At 40.7% G+C, this 17,231-nt stretch carries 15 protein-coding genes and 1 pseudogene; 5 read left to right on the forward strand and 11 right to left on the reverse strand.

Annotated elements, in window-relative coordinates; all coding sequences use genetic code 11:
• Positions 1 to 88 precede the first annotated feature (88 nt).
• Positions 89 to 1,078: a chymotrypsin family serine protease gene (locus tag AC6EJC_RS16315; RefSeq protein WP_444954865.1), complete on the forward strand. Its 990-nt coding sequence runs from the start codon at positions 89 to 91 to the stop codon at positions 1,076 to 1,078.
• Between the two features lie 170 nt (positions 1,079 to 1,248).
• On the opposite strand, the pseudogene AC6EJC_RS16320 reads toward AC6EJC_RS16315, so the two are convergent.
• From AC6EJC_RS16320 to AC6EJC_RS16345, 6 genes and pseudogenes are all read right to left on the reverse strand, one after another.
• Positions 1,249 to 2,129 (reverse strand): annotated as a pseudogene (locus AC6EJC_RS16320) (transposase); the annotation flags it as partial.
• Positions 2,130 to 2,157: 28 nt separating this feature from the next.
• Positions 2,158 to 4,815, reverse strand: a complete 2,658-nt coding sequence (locus AC6EJC_RS16325; RefSeq protein ID WP_444954866.1) for an ABC transporter permease — start codon at positions 4,813 to 4,815, stop codon at positions 2,158 to 2,160.
• Positions 4,812 to 5,498: an ABC transporter ATP-binding protein gene (locus AC6EJC_RS16330; protein WP_272640768.1), complete on the reverse strand. Its 687-nt coding sequence runs from the start codon at positions 5,496 to 5,498 to the stop codon at positions 4,812 to 4,814. The genes AC6EJC_RS16325 and AC6EJC_RS16330 overlap by 4 nt, the downstream gene beginning before the upstream one ends.
• Positions 5,499 to 5,585: 87 nt before the next feature.
• Positions 5,586 to 6,845 (reverse strand): HAMP domain-containing sensor histidine kinase, encoded by a 1,260-nt coding sequence (locus AC6EJC_RS16335; protein WP_444954867.1) that lies wholly within the window; start codon positions 6,843 to 6,845, stop codon positions 5,586 to 5,588.
• A gap of 3 nt (positions 6,846 to 6,848) precedes the next feature.
• Positions 6,849 to 7,544 (reverse strand): response regulator transcription factor, encoded by a 696-nt coding sequence (locus AC6EJC_RS16340; RefSeq protein ID WP_272640767.1) that lies wholly within the window; start codon positions 7,542 to 7,544, stop codon positions 6,849 to 6,851.
• Between the two features lie 189 nt (positions 7,545 to 7,733).
• A complete protein-coding gene (locus AC6EJC_RS16345; protein WP_134902189.1) occupies positions 7,734 to 7,919 on the reverse strand; it encodes a hypothetical protein in 186 nt (61 codons plus the stop codon).
• Between the two features lie 540 nt (positions 7,920 to 8,459).
• Between AC6EJC_RS16345 and AC6EJC_RS16350 the strand changes: the two genes are divergently transcribed.
• The gene (locus tag AC6EJC_RS16350) at positions 8,460 to 9,368 is read left to right on the forward strand and encodes an arginase family protein (RefSeq protein ID WP_444954868.1); all 909 of its coding nucleotides are present in this window, start codon (positions 8,460 to 8,462) and stop codon (positions 9,366 to 9,368) included.
• A gap of 113 nt (positions 9,369 to 9,481) precedes the next feature.
• Positions 9,482 to 10,105, forward strand: a complete 624-nt coding sequence (locus AC6EJC_RS16355; RefSeq protein ID WP_025683119.1) for a TetR/AcrR family transcriptional regulator — start codon at positions 9,482 to 9,484, stop codon at positions 10,103 to 10,105.
• Positions 10,106 to 10,184: 79 nt separating this feature from the next.
• On the opposite strand, the gene AC6EJC_RS16360 is transcribed toward AC6EJC_RS16355, so the two are convergent.
• Together AC6EJC_RS16360 and AC6EJC_RS16365 are read right to left on the reverse strand one after the other, a co-directional pair.
• Positions 10,185 to 10,904, reverse strand: coding sequence for a DsbA family oxidoreductase (locus AC6EJC_RS16360; protein WP_444954869.1), 720 nt, complete (start codon positions 10,902 to 10,904; stop codon positions 10,185 to 10,187).
• A 43-nt stretch (positions 10,905 to 10,947) separates the two neighbouring features.
• Positions 10,948 to 11,595, reverse strand: coding sequence for an NAD(P)-dependent oxidoreductase (locus tag AC6EJC_RS16365; RefSeq protein WP_025684495.1), 648 nt, complete (start codon positions 11,593 to 11,595; stop codon positions 10,948 to 10,950).
• A gap of 219 nt (positions 11,596 to 11,814) precedes the next feature.
• Here AC6EJC_RS16365 and AC6EJC_RS16370 point away from each other — a divergent pair, with 219 nt between their 5' ends.
• Complete coding sequence (locus AC6EJC_RS16370; protein ID WP_444954870.1) at positions 11,815 to 12,384, forward strand: TetR/AcrR family transcriptional regulator; 570 nt, start codon at positions 11,815 to 11,817, stop codon at positions 12,382 to 12,384.
• 264 nt (positions 12,385 to 12,648) lie between these two features.
• On the opposite strand, the gene AC6EJC_RS16375 is transcribed toward AC6EJC_RS16370, so the two are convergent.
• Positions 12,649 to 13,167: a helix-turn-helix transcriptional regulator gene (locus tag AC6EJC_RS16375; RefSeq protein ID WP_025684496.1), complete on the reverse strand. Its 519-nt coding sequence runs from the start codon at positions 13,165 to 13,167 to the stop codon at positions 12,649 to 12,651.
• A 194-nt stretch (positions 13,168 to 13,361) separates the two neighbouring features.
• On the opposite strand from AC6EJC_RS16375, the gene AC6EJC_RS16380 reads away from it, so the two are divergent.
• Positions 13,362 to 13,739, forward strand: coding sequence for an EthD domain-containing protein (locus AC6EJC_RS16380; RefSeq protein ID WP_025684497.1), 378 nt, complete (start codon positions 13,362 to 13,364; stop codon positions 13,737 to 13,739).
• Positions 13,740 to 13,817: 78 nt separating this feature from the next.
• Here AC6EJC_RS16380 and AC6EJC_RS16385 read toward each other — a convergent pair whose 3' ends face one another.
• Both AC6EJC_RS16385 and AC6EJC_RS16390 read right to left on the reverse strand, forming a co-directional pair.
• Positions 13,818 to 15,254: a glycoside hydrolase family 1 protein gene (locus AC6EJC_RS16385; RefSeq protein WP_444954871.1), complete on the reverse strand. Its 1,437-nt coding sequence runs from the start codon at positions 15,252 to 15,254 to the stop codon at positions 13,818 to 13,820.
• Positions 15,255 to 15,278: 24 nt separating this feature from the next.
• On the reverse strand, positions 15,279 to 17,186 hold the full coding sequence (locus tag AC6EJC_RS16390; protein WP_049827409.1) for a beta-glucoside-specific PTS transporter subunit IIABC: 1,908 nt from the start codon (positions 17,184 to 17,186) through the stop codon (positions 15,279 to 15,281).
• Positions 17,187 to 17,231 lie beyond the last annotated feature (45 nt).

Consider the following 17,231-nt stretch of genomic DNA (forward strand, 5'->3'; position numbering starts at 1 on the left):
AGTCGATTTACAGTATTTGCATAAATGTATTATTCATGCTTTGGTCATCTTAAGCTTTGTGAAAAACTAATCAAAGGAGTGACAAGGTATGACAAAGGATTTTGAAGAACTTAAAAAAATTAAAGAAAAACATGAGGATGATTTACTAAGTAAAGCGAATGTTATTGGCGTAGATATCGGATATAAGTATATTAAAGGTAAAAAAACTAATGAAATTGTTATCAGAACTTTTGTTGAGAAAAAGGAAGATGTTTCTGAGAAAGATTTAGTGCCGAAGAAAATTGATGGTATAACAACAGATGTTATCGAAACATCAAAAATTGAATTACAGGTTTTAAAGGTTCCAGTAGACGCCCCCGTGTTACAAGAGGAGACTCGTCACTTTGAACCATTAACAGGCGGAATTGAATTAGGTCCATGCCGTGTCATTAACGGGAGTGTTTACATGGGTACATTAGGAGCCATTGTCAAAAAGGGAAATGATTTTTATGCATTAAGCAATTTCCATGTCATGTGCGTGGATGGTAATTGGAATAAAGGTGATGACATTGTTCAACCCTCCAGAGCACATGGCGGGGATTGTCAAAGTGATTTAATTGGAAAAATTGATGATGTGTGCCTCGCGAACAAGTATGGAAAAGTGGAAAACCAAGTCGATGCCGCTATAAGCACCATTAAAAATAGAACCATTACCCCAGATGAGGTTTTTAAAATCGGAAAAATTAAAGGTGCGGCTAATCCAAAATTCGGAGATATGGTTCGAAAACATGGGCGAACTACTAATTTAACTTATGGGGAAATTGACGGATTAAATGCCACTGTATCTATTAGCTATGGAGAGGGAATTGGAGTTGTCACCTTAAGAAACCAAATCAGTATTGCGCCTGATAGAACTCGGAATGATGCTTTTTCAAAACCCGGTGACTCAGGGTCTGTAATCGTCGACAGTGATAATAAAATTGTCGGTTTGTTATTTGCTGGTGCCAATGACCATTCGCATACTTTTGCTAATCATTTTTCAGAAGTGGAGAAAGCATTGGGTATATCCCTAGTGACTGAATCTTTAGCTGGGGTTTAAATAAATTGACATCCCTCTTAGAAGTGAGGTCAAAATAGCCCACACCCTATGACGTAGCCAACCCGAAAAGGCCTCCAGAATGGAGAGCCCTGCAAAAGCCTCGTTTTTATGGTATTGGGGGCTCGGAACTGGAAAATAAATTCGATAGGACGGAAAAAGCAGCTTCATCCTCAGCCGAGGATGGGCTGTTTTTGCTCTTTTAACTTCACCATCCGTTTTACGTTTACAACAAACGCGGTAAGGTAGGCTTGTATTCGCATGCGGAAGAGACCACGATACCTGGCTGTATCCATACCGTGGAATCTCTTCATTTCCGCGTTCTTGTGTTCAATGATCGGTCTGCGCTTGATTCGTTCCTTGAACGTATCACTGAATTCGAACTCGATCTGTTCCTTATAGTGTTCGGCGATTATTCGAATCGAGTAAGTCTTGCTCTTAGCTCCTGGCTTGTAGCATCCTTCACGCAGCGGACAGGTTTTGCATTTCTCGACGTCAAAGTAAAAGACGAGTGAACGGCTCTCTCCGCTGGTCTTGCTGCTTTGAATCGCCTTGCGCTGACACCGCTCACCGGCCGGACAAACGACGAAATCGGCATCCTTGTTATATTCGAACCCTTTCTGACGCTCGCCCCCTTCGTGGACAATAGGGTTTAATGGCACGACAGGCGATATGGTTTCCTTCTTCATTCTGGCCAGATTATCTTTACCGGAATAGGAGGTATCCGCAATGATTTCATTTACGGTTACGCCGTTTGCGGTTGTTTGTTCAAGCAACGACGGTAACTGCTTACCGTCGCGCTTCCCGGCGTCACCTCCAGCGCGGTAATGATCTCTTCTTCCGTCATAGCGATATGTTCTTTGGAGCCAAAGAACGATTTCGAGCTACTCTTCCAGCCGAAACGCGCATCCGGGTCGATGGCGGAGAGAATCCCCTTGTGGGACAGTAGCCGTTCGTTCTCGACGATTTGTTTGGCGATGCTCAGTTTCTCACTCAACGCTCCTTCATGGTCCGGAAGCAGTTGCTCTACCTTCTCTCCTAGGTGTGCCAAGTAGGGAAATTTCTAAAGAAATTCTGATATCCTAGTTCTCTCTCCGGAGAGCATCTACGATACTAACTTTATTCAACCTGTACATCGGCCCAATCGTTGCGACGATCGTCGTAATCATCGAACCTGCGAAAGCGATGCCGATACTGTACCACGGGAACACCCAATCTGTATCCAAAGCACTCGCAAAGAGAACTTGTATTCCATAATTTAGCGTCGTCCCTAGGATAACTCCGATCATGGCGGCAAATAGTCCATAAAATACGCCTTCTAAGATAATCATTTTTCTCACTTCCTTCTGGGTCATGCCGATGGCCTTGAGGGTTGCAAATTCTTTCGTACGAAGAATTAGATTCGTACTTACTGTATTTACAATGTTCAAGAAAGCAATTAGAACAATGACACCGATAAAACCGTAAAGCAAGATACTAAAAGTCTTTGCGTCGTTTTTAGCTTGAGCGACCTCTGCCACTCGATCATGGTAGTTAAAACCAGCGTTTTTATTAGTTAATGTTTTAAGATAGTCCGTTATAGGATGATTTGATATATCGGGATTAGCGAGGATAAATATTCTGGAATAAGTGTCGTTACCCATAATCTTGGAGTATACTTTCGGCGTCGTAATGAATGAAAGATCTTGACCTGTACTATATTTCTTCGATAACAAATCTTGATCGACAATTCCGACCACAGTCACGGTTTGATATTCATTATGATTTCCGTCAATTGTTCGGATTTTGATGTGATCTCCAACCTTAAATTGGGTTTGATCGAGAATTAGTCGTTTGCCTTCTTCTGTCATCATCATTATTTTTTGTAGGACGATAACGCCATTCTCTTGGTTCATTTTCTCTTTGTCAATCTTCCCGGCCGTGAGTTTGGATTGCAGAGCATCCAAGCCATTGTCTCCGTAGGACACAAGGAAATTATTATCTGTTCGATACCCTTTCCCTTCGGCAACGATGTATCGATCCTTATGAAATCCATAATATTGGGGATTGATCTTATCCTTAGGGATGATTGCATCTACTTGATTCCTGTAAAATTTGTAGGCTTGTTGAACAGCATCAAGCTTAGAAACATCCCGATACACAGTATCGTCTATTCGACTTGAAGGACCATCATAGGAAAGCGAATAAGAATACTGCGCACCTGAGAGCTGTGTTATTCGCTGCATGAAATCAACCAAACCACTAAAGACAATAAATAAAATAATACTAATAATCATGGAAAAGGCTGTAATCCGGAAACGTTTCTTGTTCCGTTGCAAGTTTCTGCTGGCGAATTGCCCTACGACGCCAAACAGCTTTTTAACAAACAGAGACTTTTTGACCTTTGTGATATTTTCAACCTTCGAGCTTCTCGCATTTTTCAGCGCTTCAAGAGGATATACGCGAGCTGCTTGTTTTGCTGGTCCAATAGCGGAAAGGTATACGCTCAGCAAGCCCAATAAACCGGCAGAGATTAGAATCGGTAGGGAAATGACCATTCTCATATCATTTAAGAAACCTAACGTTAACAAGCTGATATTGTAAAACAATACCTTCATAAAAAGGGTTCCTGTGAGAATCCCGATGGGTATGCCGATCAAGCTTATCAGGGTTGCTTCTTGCATCACAATTTTGCGAATTTGGGCTGGTGTAGCTCCAATGCATCTTAACATACCGAATTGTGAAATCCGCTCCAGTACAGAAATATGAAAAATATTATAAATCATTGCAATCGTACAAATCATTATAATCGCAATGACAGCAGCGAAAGTTAGGATTAAGCTGTTATTCACACCTTCATAAATGCTTTTGCCATACAATTTAAGCAGTTCATTATTGTACTCAATTCTTACATTTTCAATAAAGTTATCCCTATCCAGTTGCATAGCGGAACCTTGTTCGACATTACTCAGCTGTAAAGAGGACATCAAGGCTTCCGTCTTTTCTTTGATGTTCTTCAAAGATTTCATTTTGACGTAAATAAAGTAATTTTTGTTGTTATCGATACTCTTGTTATCATTGAAAGTAATTGCAGGAAAGATGTATCCGGAAGACCAATTCTCTTTGCTTGACGGCTTCATAAAGCCTACAACAGTATATTCTCTTTGGGATTGTGCTTGGAAGGCTTCGTCAAGATCCCAACCATAATCGCCAAGTCCGTTAATCTTTTTGTCTTCACCAGTTGACGCCACCTTCCGGATTCCAAGGTTTAGCGTAATTGTTTCTCCAAGCTTTGGTTTTTTTAAAAAATAACTCAGACTCGAAGATGAAAGGATAATTTCATCCGAATTTTCCGGGTACCTGCCCGAGTCTAGTTGTGACTGAAGCATGTTCATTGCATTCACATTATATCCCTTGACATTCAAGTACCGGTAGGGTGCGGCAAACGGATCTTCCTTCTTTTCCTTCTCTTTTGTTTCCCTAAGGACAGCATATCCTTCTCTACTGATGACGCCGGCACTTTCTACGGCTGCATTGTTTTTGACTTTCGGGATTGCTTCTCCTGAAATACCATTGAAAGAGACGTGGTAATCTCCGAAGTCCTGCATGGTTTGTCTGACTGACTTATCCCAATAGCTCACCCCGATTGTTCCAATGGAAGTAAACAGTGTAACCGACAAGATTATACCGAAGATTGTAAGCATCGATCTTTTTTTCTGTCCCTTTAAATATTTTCTAGTAAGATCTGTGTAGCTTTTCAACTTTTACTCACCTCATTTGCTTGTAGAAGGACTCCGTCTTCGATTCTTACGACTCGATCTGCAATTTTAGCAATATTTAAATCGTGCGTGATCATGATTAACGTCTGATTATATTTTTTAACGGAAAACGTAAGTAAATCCATGATATCCCTGCCGCTTTTACTATCCAGATTTCCGGTAGGTTCATCCGCCAAAATAATCGACGGTTTATTAATTAACGCACGGCCAATCGCCGTTCTTTGCTGTTGTCCGCCTGACAATTCGGATGGAAGATGATGTCTCCGCTCGGTCAGACCTAATATACCCAGTAATTCCTGAACATAATTTTCATCTACCCTTTTGTTCTCCAATAGTATCGGTAACTTGATATTTTCCTCTGTAGATAGGACCGGGATCAGATTGTATGATTGAAAAATAAATCCAATTTTCCGTCTTCGAAATACAGCGAGCTCCTCTTCACTTCTGGAGTAAAGATCCGTACCATCGATGATGACCTGTCCACTAGAAGGGCGGTCCACTCCACCTAGAAGATGCATTAAGGTACTTTTTCCTGATCCACTGGCTCCTACGATGGCAACAAATTCTCCCTGTTGAACAGAGAAATTGACATTTTTTAAAGCTTCAACTTTCGCTTCTGCACTTCCATAGGTTTTACATAAATTAGTAGTCTTTAGTATTTCCACCTGTTTACCTCCTGAGCTGATGTTTCACTTTGTATGTTTGTTATTATAAAGATCGAAGCTTACAATAAAGTGAAGAGGAAGCTTACGTTATTGTAAGCTTCCTCTACTATCCCATTTATTAAACGAAACTCTAAATTCTGTTCCTAGCCCTAACTGACTTACAACGGTGATCATACCGCCTTGCTCTTCAATAATAGACTTGGATAAGGACAAGCCAATGCCAAGACTTTGTGGCTTTGTCGTTCTTCTCCCTCTATAAAATCGTTCAAAAATGTGAGGCAAATCTTCTGGGGAAATGCCTTCTCCTTGATCTCGAATGATTACTGTCTGGAATAATGAATTTTTTTCTAAAATAACATCAATTCCTCCCTCTAGTGGCGTATGTTCCAGTGCATTTTTAATCAAGTTAATCAAGGCTTCTGTTAGCCATTCTTCATCCGCCCAAACATACATATCTTCTCCACCATGAATGTGAATCTTCTGCTTCCTTTGCTCGGATAACATTCGCAACGAATGTACAGCATGATCGATCATTTCTCTTACTCGAACGCGTTCTATCAGGAACGTTATTGCTCCGGCTTCAACCCGTGCCATCTTCAGTAAACTGATAATCAGCCATTCCATTCGCTCTAGTTGTTGACGGCCTCGATCCAGAAATTTCGTTCTCATTTCTTCCTTCATATGAGGATCATTTAGCAAATTTTCATTAAAAACGATGAGGGTTGCTAGTGGCGTTTTGAGCTGATGCGAAATATCGGAAAGCAGGTTGCGTAGAAACATTTTCTCTTGTTGGAGTTGCCGAAGACTGTTGTGTAACCTTTCGGCCATCGCGTTAAAGTTTCGTCCTAATGCGCCAAAGTCTCCTTCATCATTCTCGGGAAGCGGTTGATCAAACTGATGTTCAACAACCTGCTCCGCTGCAAAGGTTATGGTTCGAATCTTGTTAAATATTTTGCGGTATTCCCATCCCAATAACAGCAGTAATGGAATACTATAAAGCAAAACCTGAGTCGCCGTTTTCATGGGTAAGGCGTTATCCGAGAGTACAGGTTGATCGTTTACGGGCATATCTTCCTTATATTCATATTGAGCCAGGCTGCGTTTTCCCTCTACGATTTCATCTTCTTGTGCACCCTGAGTGATAAAGTGGATAATTTCATTTTCTAGTTGAGGAGCTTGCTTCAAAACATAACCAATCAATGCAGCATTTTGATTAACCACGGCCTTATTGATCTGACTGACTTGATAACTCATATAAAAGAATATGATTACCGCTAACATAACTTGTAATACGATCGCTTTAACAGTAATAGACTTCCACTCTGGATTACGGACGAATTCATTCATGGTTTATCTCCCTACAATATCTGCATTCCATTTATATCCGACTCCTCGAACGGTAATGATGTATCTCGGTACCGCAGGAACATCCTCGATCTTCTCTCTTAACCTTCTGATATGAACTGAAAGGGTGTTGTTATCGATGAATTCTCCTGACATATCCCACAGACTGTTAAGGATGATACTTCTGCTGCAAATTTGCTTGGGGTGAGTCATTAACATCAATAGCAATCGATATTCCAGCCCCGTCAATAAAAGTTCCTGATTGTTTTTAAGAACAATTCCTTCTAGAACTCGAACTTCAATATCGTCGGATATCCATCTATTCGGTTCATCCGTGGGCTTATGATTGCGCCTTAATACGGCTTTCATTCTAGAGAGAAGTTCTTTGGTACGGAGCGGTTTGGTCATATAATCATCTGCTCCCAAATCAAGACCAGCAACAACATTTGTCTCCTCATCCAAAGCTGTCAAAAAAATGATGGGAACCTGAGATAATGCACGGATTTCCCTACACAGGTCATACCCTGAACCATCAGGTAAATTTATATCCAACAAAATTAAATCGATGTTGTCTGTCTTTAATGCCTTTCTGGCTTCTTCCAAGCTACCGGCAAGAACAACGGCATATCCTTCACTTGTTAAAGTATATTCAATACCGAACACCAAATTATCATCATCTTCAACCAGTAAAATTCGATTCATTGAGCACCTCAGTTTAATTCAAGAAAGTTTTTAAAATGCTTACTTATTATCGTACAGAACTCCATACAATTCCGTTTTTCAAAAAAATGGCGGCGGTAAAACTACACCGTTTTTCCACTGTATCATGAAAGATATCTTTCACAAAGCTGTTTAGTGGAAAATTTATTAAAGACAACTCTGGTTCACCCATTAAACGTCCCAAAAATCATCAACCAATGTGGAATAATTTTTAAGTTGAGAAAGCCTATTTCTAAGCCACGCCCAGTGAGGGAAAATTTTCTGTTGTTCATGCCCAAATGGAGAAGGCAGGCTCCCTTTCGGACTAAATGTCGGGCTATTTTCTTCACATTCTGTCATCAACGCCTGTTGCTGCATTTTGGCTTTGCCCCGCATTCGGCAACGACGGTACCCGTGTAGATTTTTGGCATCAGCAAGCTACGCTCAATGGCTTGAGCGCGGCACTTGTAGATCTGCTCGTCTTCGGCGCTTATCCGGTTTTGGTGTACTTTCTTTTTGTAGTCCTCTAAACTATCAAGTTCAATGCTGTGATACAAAATAGAACTTATTCTAGTCCAGTTAAGCTTTAAGTCTACTAAGTATTCTTCGAAATAGCGTTCATAAAAATGACCTTTGGGGAGCCATTACAAATGTGATCCGATCTAGTTCATCTATATCCAAAAAAAATTTTCTCATTTGCTATACACTTCTTTTGTTTTCTTTATAGTATTGATCAAGAGTGTCAAAAATAATAAAAGATAAAAAAGCTTCCTTTAGAATTTCATGATTGTCATTGTATAATCAGCATAATTTCAAATAGGCATTCCCTGTTATTTAGGGTTTGCAATATAAAAAGTAATCTTGTATCATTTTCAGTGAATGAACGATCACTAACTTAAATAAAAGGAGAAATGTCTTATGAATGAAATGGATACAAGCCGTACACTGCGTTTGTTATTCCCTCAATGGCAAGGAGGGAACAATCCTCCTTACGTTCTGGGAGCTCACTTGTTAAACTGGCTTGCTCCCAAGTCTAATGGTCCTTTTGAAGAAGTACCCGTCGATCTGAACCCTAATGTAGAAAAAGAACAAGGTATAATTGCCAAAAGTACCGTGTTACAACAAGCTAGATCAGCCAAAAGTCTAATTCATAAACATAACCCTGAACGTATCGTTGTCCTTGGAGGGGATTGCAGTGTAGAACTTGCTCCTTTTTCTTATTTGAATGAGAAATATGATGGAGATGTTGCTCTGTTATGGGTAGATGCTCACCCTGATGTCTCGATCCCTGAAGACTTTGAAAACCATCATGCTCATGTTCTTGCCAATTTGCTTGGGGTAGGTGATCAGGAATTTGTTGCAGAGGTGCCTCATCTTTTTAAACCTGAACAAATCCTATATGTAGGATTGAACGACATGATCGATGCTCTTCACTCAGAGCCCATGAAAAACATGAAATTAGATATTGTAGGTCCCGATGAAATTAAGAAGGATAGTTCTAAAGTGCTCCAATGGCTAGCTGAGAAAAAACCGTCCAAGATTATTATTCATTTTGATCTGGATGTACTGGATATGAAAGAATTCCGCTCTCTTCTGGTTGCTTATCCGGGAACATACGAAGAATACACCAAAAGCTTCCCACAAGGATCAAGTATGGAAACCATTATCCGAGTTTTGCAAGATGTAGCCAAATCCTATGATGTAGTCGGTCTAGGGATCACCGAACATTTCCCTTGGGACTCTTATTTCTTGGCGAACATGCTGTCTCGTTTACCTCTGCTTGGAGATATTGATAATAAAGAGCGTCCAGTCTTTAATACACTTTAATCCAAATGCAGACTATGGTAATGTACATGGTATGATGGATGTACATTATTTCGAGAAACAAGGAGGTTGCAGGGATAAGAGCCAAGAAGGTATCCCTGTACATTTGAAGTACAATGAATAACTCTGAACCGCCTAAATCGAAACGAATGAAACAAAAAGACGATAGCAGACGCTTGCTCATCGAGGCTGCTGTTCGATGTTTTTCACGCAATGGATTTCACAAAACAGGCATTGTCGAAATTGCAAAAGAAGCAGGAATGAGTGCAGGGAATCTGTACCGCCACTTTCCAAGTAAAGATGCATTTATTATTGCACTGGTGGAAGAAGAACAGCGCCATGCCTTGGCCAAAATGGAATTTAAAGAAACCGAAAAAGATCCTCTCGGACAGATTCTGACGATTATAACTAGTTGTGTCAGTAATCCCGTATATCCTATGGACCAGAGATTATGGATCGAAATTTTGGCTGAAGCTTCACGCAATAAGGGTGTGCGACATGTCTTCAATCAAAGTGATATCATCATGCGCGAATCATTCAAGAATCTGCTTACAAGTGCTATTCATGAAAAACAAGTAGATCCAGATTATGATGTGGAGACCCTTTCTCTCTGGTTGTATGCGCTGATTGACGGCCTTATTGCACGTACAGCCACTGACGAACAATTTAGTTTCGATCACCATATGAGTCAATTCAATCAACTGATTCGCCAAGCATTAAATCCCAAAGAGCTCCAGTAAAAGAAACAGCGGTAGCTATGGACGAGAAAATAAAGTCCTAGACTGCCGCTGTTTTACGATTACTTTAATGGCGCCTCCGTCAGCTGTTTTTTGGCGTACAATAACCATCCTCGCAAACATTGCCTGATTCTTGGTTTAGAGTTGTATCTAACGTCATCAGCGGATGTTCCTCGTCCCATACTTTTTGCAGCGCCTCCAGAAACACTTCACTTGATTGTGCACCTGAAATCGCATATTTGCGGTTGATGACAAAGAAAGGTACACCTGTAGCTCCAAGATTGCTTGCTTCGCGCCCATCTGCACGAACTTCATCCTCATATTGCGTGCTTTCCAGCACGTTGAGCGTTTTCTCGCGATCCATACCGGCTTCCGCCGCTATGTCAGCCAGTGTGTCCGCATCGCCGATATGCTTGGAATCTGTGAAATATGCTTTGTACAGAAGCTCCAACACTTCCGCACTCTTGCCATAGGTACCCGCAAACTTGATCAATCGATGCGCATCGAGCGAATTAGTAGGGATTATTCGGTCAAATTGAAAATCCACTCCATCACCCTTCGCTTGTTGGGCAAATTGTTTATGCACGGCCTTGGCTTCTTCTCTACTGCCACCATGCTTTGAAACATACAAGTCGTGTACATCGTAAGCTGGGTATTTCTCGGCAAAAGGATCTAGCTGGAAGCTCCGGTACTCCACATTCACTTTATCTTTGGATGCAAACCGCCCCAGCCCGTCCTCGAAACGCTGTTTTCCGATATAACAAAATGGGCAGCCAATATCCGACCAAATCTCTATTTTCATTTCGTTCCTCTCCCTTCACTTGATAAACAGATCGAATCCTTTCTCAACTGTTGTATACAATCGGCATTTGATGAATTAAGGATGACTCGGAAGCTGCATGATACATAAATTTAGCGATATTTTCTCGAGATACCCCCATCTTGGCTGGCTGATCGCCTAGCGAGTAAGCATAATGAACGTTTTCCTTATGCCTTACATTTGGATTAATAATCCGAACTACTGTCCAGTCTAAAGAAGATCGCTTGATGATTTTCTCAAGCTTTTTCAATTCGTTATAACCATTCGGAAACATCACCTTGGCCATAATTCCCGGTACAACTGTGGCAATCGAATTCCGATCCTTATCAGATTTCAAGGTTGGAGTAGCAAGTGTAATGAGTCGTTTCTTATTTAACTTTCTCATCGCATTTACAATAACCTCATGACCATCCGCAACAGGGGTACCTTTTAATTTTCTGGACGTATCGAGTGCGGGTCCCAATGTGCTAATGACGACATCAGCATTCGATAGTGCTTGTTCCACCAAGTTTTGATTAGATAATTGACCTTCGACAACATTTAGCCTCTCATGTTTCTGTCCAATTTTCCCCGCATTTCTAGCATAAAGGGTAACGTTATCCCCGTTTTGAATTGCTACCTCAGTCAAAATTTTCCCAATTGCACCACTACCACCAAAAAGCGTTATGTTCATTAGTTGATCACCTCGATATTTTATTGTTAGATTGCTCTTTTGACCCAATGAACATTTAGGTTACAGCAAAACTTTATCGAACTTTTGTTGAATATATATCGTCCGTTGGTTATTATTATATGGGTTATGATGATTACTTCAATCGCCAATAAAGTGATTTTTGTTTTATATCCAACGGATTCAACTGATTTGTTAAATATCTTCTGGGGGCTATACATTATGGGAGTTAAAATCGATCGAAGAATATTAAAAACAAAGGCAGCCATATTTAATGCATTTATAGGTTTGATCTCGGAGAAGGACTTTGAAGAAATAACTATTAATGAGATTGCGGATCGGGCGAATGTTAACAGAGGAACCATTTATTTTCACTACACCGATAAATACGATCTTCTTAACAAATGCATCGATGAGCATTTGAGCAGAATGATCTCCGTTTGCATCTTAACCGATCCAAATCAGGAAAAGGTTGATTTCATCCATTCTTTGTTACCTGTTTTTCAATACTTTGAGCAGAACCATACGTTTTTCGCTTCCATGCTTTCGAATAAAGGAATCCCTGCTTTTCGGGAGCATATGTTGGAGATCGTGACAGGGAATATAAAAGACCAAGTCAATATGGAGGACCTTAATAAGGGGTATGACAAGCTATTGATCACGCAATTTATGGCCTTTGCATTCATTGGGGTAATCGAATGGTGGATTATAAATAACATGCCACATTCACCGAAATACATGGCCGAACAGGTATGGGGATTGTTTAAAAGGAATCAGGTATACCCTTCATAAGCGAGATAACCCGTTTTTTAACTTATAGTTTAGCGAAAACAAGTTATTTGAGAACATCATGTATTACACGATGTTCTCAACGAGTATGAAAAAATTAGGTATCACAATTCTGCATAGTTACTAATCGTCCTTCTTCTTAATAAGACCCCCAAAGAATACTTTATTTTCCTTGAACACCTATATGCTTAATGAAATATGTTAGAGGACCCATGCCAAATCCTGAGCTTGGCGACCCTTTTCCTCAAATACTTTTTTGAAAATGAACTATCTCGATGCTTGGCGTTCATTTCTTATCTTTTGTCTATACATCCCTGGAGCCAAACCAAAATGTTTGCGGAATAGTTTAGATAGATGTGCTGTATCCTGATACCCCACATACTCAGCGATCCAGTTGATGGTGTGATCGCTATTTAGCAGCCAGTGTCGTACCTCCTGAAGTCTAATATAAGTAATGTATTCTTTAAACCCACAATCGGTCTTCTGCTTAAACCACTGACTGAAATAGACTGGATTCAAATGGACTTCAGAAGATACCTCCTCCAACGTTAATGATCTTCTAAAGTGACAGTTTATATAATGTAAAACGCGTTGCACCGCAGGTTCCCCAGCTGTATTGATAAGTCTATCCAAAAGATCAGGTATTTCTGTCATACTTAGAAGCCAATCCGTATCCCCGGGCAACTGATTCACAGTAATGACTTTAGCTCCTGCATAATTCCTTGTGATCAGCTCCTTCACTTTCATGAAATCATTCTCGTCTATTTGTATAAGAAGAACACTCATGAGTTCCTTCCCCCTTTTATGCTCGAAGTATACGAATAGTTTTATGGAATAAAACATAACGTGAAACGGTACACATTCCAAACAAAACTTGATTTACACCATAAAACTCTAGATTAAGACACTATTAGGATGTTCATTTTCATTGCTATAATAACCATATGTTAAATAAACTAACTCGAGGAGGCTAAACCATAATGGAAAGTATAAAAGAGTTAAATGTATATCCTGAAAAAGGACATAGCATCATGTTTGTGTTCCGAAGAAAACCAGGGATGTCACTTGAAGAGTTTCGCTATCATTATGAATTCACTCATGGACCTCTTGCTACCAAGCTTCCGGGGCTTATTTCTTATCGGCAGCATCCTACTCGTAAACCGGGGAAGGGAGATGGGGCTTATGTCCCCGACGAAGCACCCTATGATGCTGTTTCGCTATACATCTTCGAAAATGCAGCTGTAGCAGAGGCAGCTTGGGTTTCGCCGCAAGGTTTGTTAGTGGATGAAGATACACTAAAATTTATAGATACTGAGACCATGATCAGCTTGCCTGTTATCCCTCGGCAAGTCCTCTAAATTCATGTTCATAACATTAAATTTGGAACAGCCGAAACACCTCCATTCGTTATGGAACATGTTTCGGCTGTTTTACCTCTACTCTGTAATGATTTTTCCATTGGTAGCGATGACTTCTTTGTACCAATTGAAACTCTTCTTTCGTGTTCTCTCAAAAGTTCCCGATAAATCATCGTGACGATCGACATAAATGAAGCCATAACGTTTACGCATCTCTCCGGTGGAGTTGCTTACGATGTCTATGCATCCCCAACTAGTGTATCCCATGACCTCGACTCCATCTTGAATCGCTTCTGCGACTTGCACAAGATGCTCGCGGATATAATCAATCCGATAGTCATCCTCAACAATCCCCTTCTCATTCGGGACATCTATTGCGCCTAGGCCATTCTCGACAATAAACAAAGGTTTTTCATATCTGTCATAGAACTGATTTAACGTGTAGCGCAATCCCTTTGGATCGATTGACCAACCCCACTCGGAAGCTGAAAGGTACGGATTTTTAACCGCGCTCATAATATTGCCTCTGGATTGCTCATTAAGTTCAGGATCTGTCGTTGCACAGTAACTCATGTAATAGCTAAAAGAAATGAAATCGACCGTGTGTTTAAGTGTCTTCAGATCCTCTTCTGTGATATCGAGATCAATATTGGATTCTCTGAAATAACGCAGTATATACCCAGGATATTTACCTTTGACTTGCACATCTGCAAAGAAGAAATTCTCCCTGTCTTTACGCATGGCTTCCAACACATCCTCTGGTTTAGGTGTAAGAGGATACATTGGGCCACCCGCTATCATGCACCCGATCTGAGCATCAGGAATAATTTCATGACAAGCCTTCACTGCTAAAGCACTTGCAACGAATTGATGATGGATAGCCTGATAAGTTACTTGCTCAGTTGCCTGATCAGGATAAATTCCTCCTGCAATAAAAGGACCATGAAGCATCATATTAATTTCGTTGAATGTCAGCCAATACTTTACTTTGTCCCCATACCGATCGAAAACAACTCTCGAAAAACGTTCAAAAAGAGTAATCACTTCTCGATTAGACCAGCCACCGTACTTATGGACGAGTCCAAGAGGCATTTCATAATGAGAAAGTGTAACTAATGGTTGAATTCCGTATTTGAGCAGTTCATCAAATAACCGATCATAAAATTCCAGACCTGCTTCGTTAGGAATGGCTTCATCTCCATTCGGAAAAATCCGGGTCCACGCTATAGAAGTTCTTAGTGTTCGGAACCCCATTTCTGCGAACAATGCGATATCCTCGGGGTAACGATGGTAAAAATCAATGGCCTTGTGTTTGAGATATTCACCATCAGGCTTATCCAGGATCTGACCGAATATTCCGTCCGACAACACATCTGAGACAGATAATCCCTTACCATCCTCCAGATATGCACCTTCGATCTGATTCGCAGCCACGGCTCCGCCCCAGAGAAAGTCAGGGGGGAATAAATCCCCCGACGTTTTAATTTCATTGACCGATTTTTTTGTAAAATCCATTGTTTTTCACCCTCCAAATTTTCTTTATCCGATTACCTTCATTAAAGGATCTTTTTCATCAATACTTCCGATTGATTTTGCATTAACATCGATATAGTCATTATAATTAGCTACAATAATAGGCGTTACCGTGTCATAGCCAGCTTTTTTAATCTGTTCTATGTCGAACTCAACCAACAGATCGCCAGCCTCAACATGTTGACCTACTTCAACGTGAGTCTCAAAATGTTGACCGTTCAGTTTAACGGTATCTATGCCAATATGAATCAATATTTCTGCTCCACTGTCAGCCACAACAACAATGGCGTGTTTCTTCTTGAAAACAGTCGCGACCGTACCTTTGACAGGTGACACCGCTCTTCCTGTAGTGGGTCTAATTGCAATCCCTTTGCCCATCATACCAGCTGCAAAGGCAGGATCACTGACTTGCGAGAGTTCTACCACTTCTCCATGAATAGGACTAAGAATAGGTTGAACACGATCTGGATTATTAAATTGTACCGTTACGGGTGCTTTAGGATCACTCTCTATCGTCCCTGTAATTGTATTATTCGAAGAGACGGTTGCAGCTTCTTTTCTCTCTGGAATATCTTCAAATCCAATAATGAGCGTCAGAACAAAACCAACAACAAAACTAACTGCACAGCCGATCAAGAAATACAGGAATGTGGAACCGAAGAAAAATGGTAACCCTGCAATCGGCCCGGTACCAATTCCCGTGGCACCAACTTTAAACCATCCCATTATTGCACTGCCCAGCCCTCCAGCAATAGCAGCTGCGATCAATGGTTTTTTTAACTTAACGGTTACACCGTAAAGAGCAGGTTCGGTAATCCCGATAATGGCATTCAGTGCTGCTGTTCCAGCTACAGCCTTGAATTCTTTGTTCTTGGTTTTCAAATATACCGCAAGAGTCGCCCCTGCCTGACCCGAGTTGGCTGCAACTGCAATCCCCATTATATAGTCAACACCATACTTAGAAAGGGATTGGAACATGACTGGCAAGAACCCGTAATGCATACCTGTGATGACAATCAGCGGATAAAATCCTCCGAGAAGAAGCCCCGCTAGCCATCCATAGTTCATGTATAGTGAAATAAATCCGACGGCAATTCCATTTCCTATGAGTGTTCCAGCAGGTCCAAGCGCAATGAGAATGATAGAAGAAACAATGAACAATGTAAGCAGTGGCAAAAAGATAGACTGAAGAACCTTAGGAATGATACGTTTTAAAATCTTTTCCACATAAGACATAAACCACACGCCCAGAATAATGGGTAATACAGACGATGCGTATATGACTGAAGTAATCGGGATGCCAAGTAGGGTGACAGGTGATTCACCGTTCAAAAGAGCACCTAAGTTAGGATGAATCAAAACACCCGCAATCGCCCCAGCGACATATTGGTTAGCATTAAACTTTTTCGCCGTACTAAAAGCAAGAAGGATAGGCAAGAAATAAAATGCCGCATCGGCGAATATAGATAGCAACTTGTATGTGCTACTTTCCAAAGATACGAGTTCAAAAGATGAGAGTAATGTGATAATCCCTTTAAGTAATCCCGCCCCGATGATTGCTGGAATGATTGGAGCAAAAATACTTGAGATGACATTAAAGAAGGAATTGATAATCCCTTTGAAGCCTTTCGAACTTGATGCAGAACTACTATCATCCGAAACTTGACGGTTACCCAGCAATTTTACAAATTCGCTGTGAACATCGGATACCTTATCCCCAACAATAATTTGAAATTGCCCCCCATTGACTGTCACTCCCATAACACCCTGTATAGCCTGAATACCAGCTTTGTCTGCTTTCTCATTGTCTTTAAGGGTAAGACGCAATCGAGTTACACAGTGAGTTACATCTTTTACGTTTTCTTCTCCACCTAATAAAGGCAGTATTTCTTGTGCAATTTTCTGATTGCTCATGCTGATCCCCCCGGGATTTTAATGAAAAACGGAAGCAAAAAAGAC

The sequence above is a fragment of the Paenibacillus sp. TY11 genome (assembly GCF_059772165.1).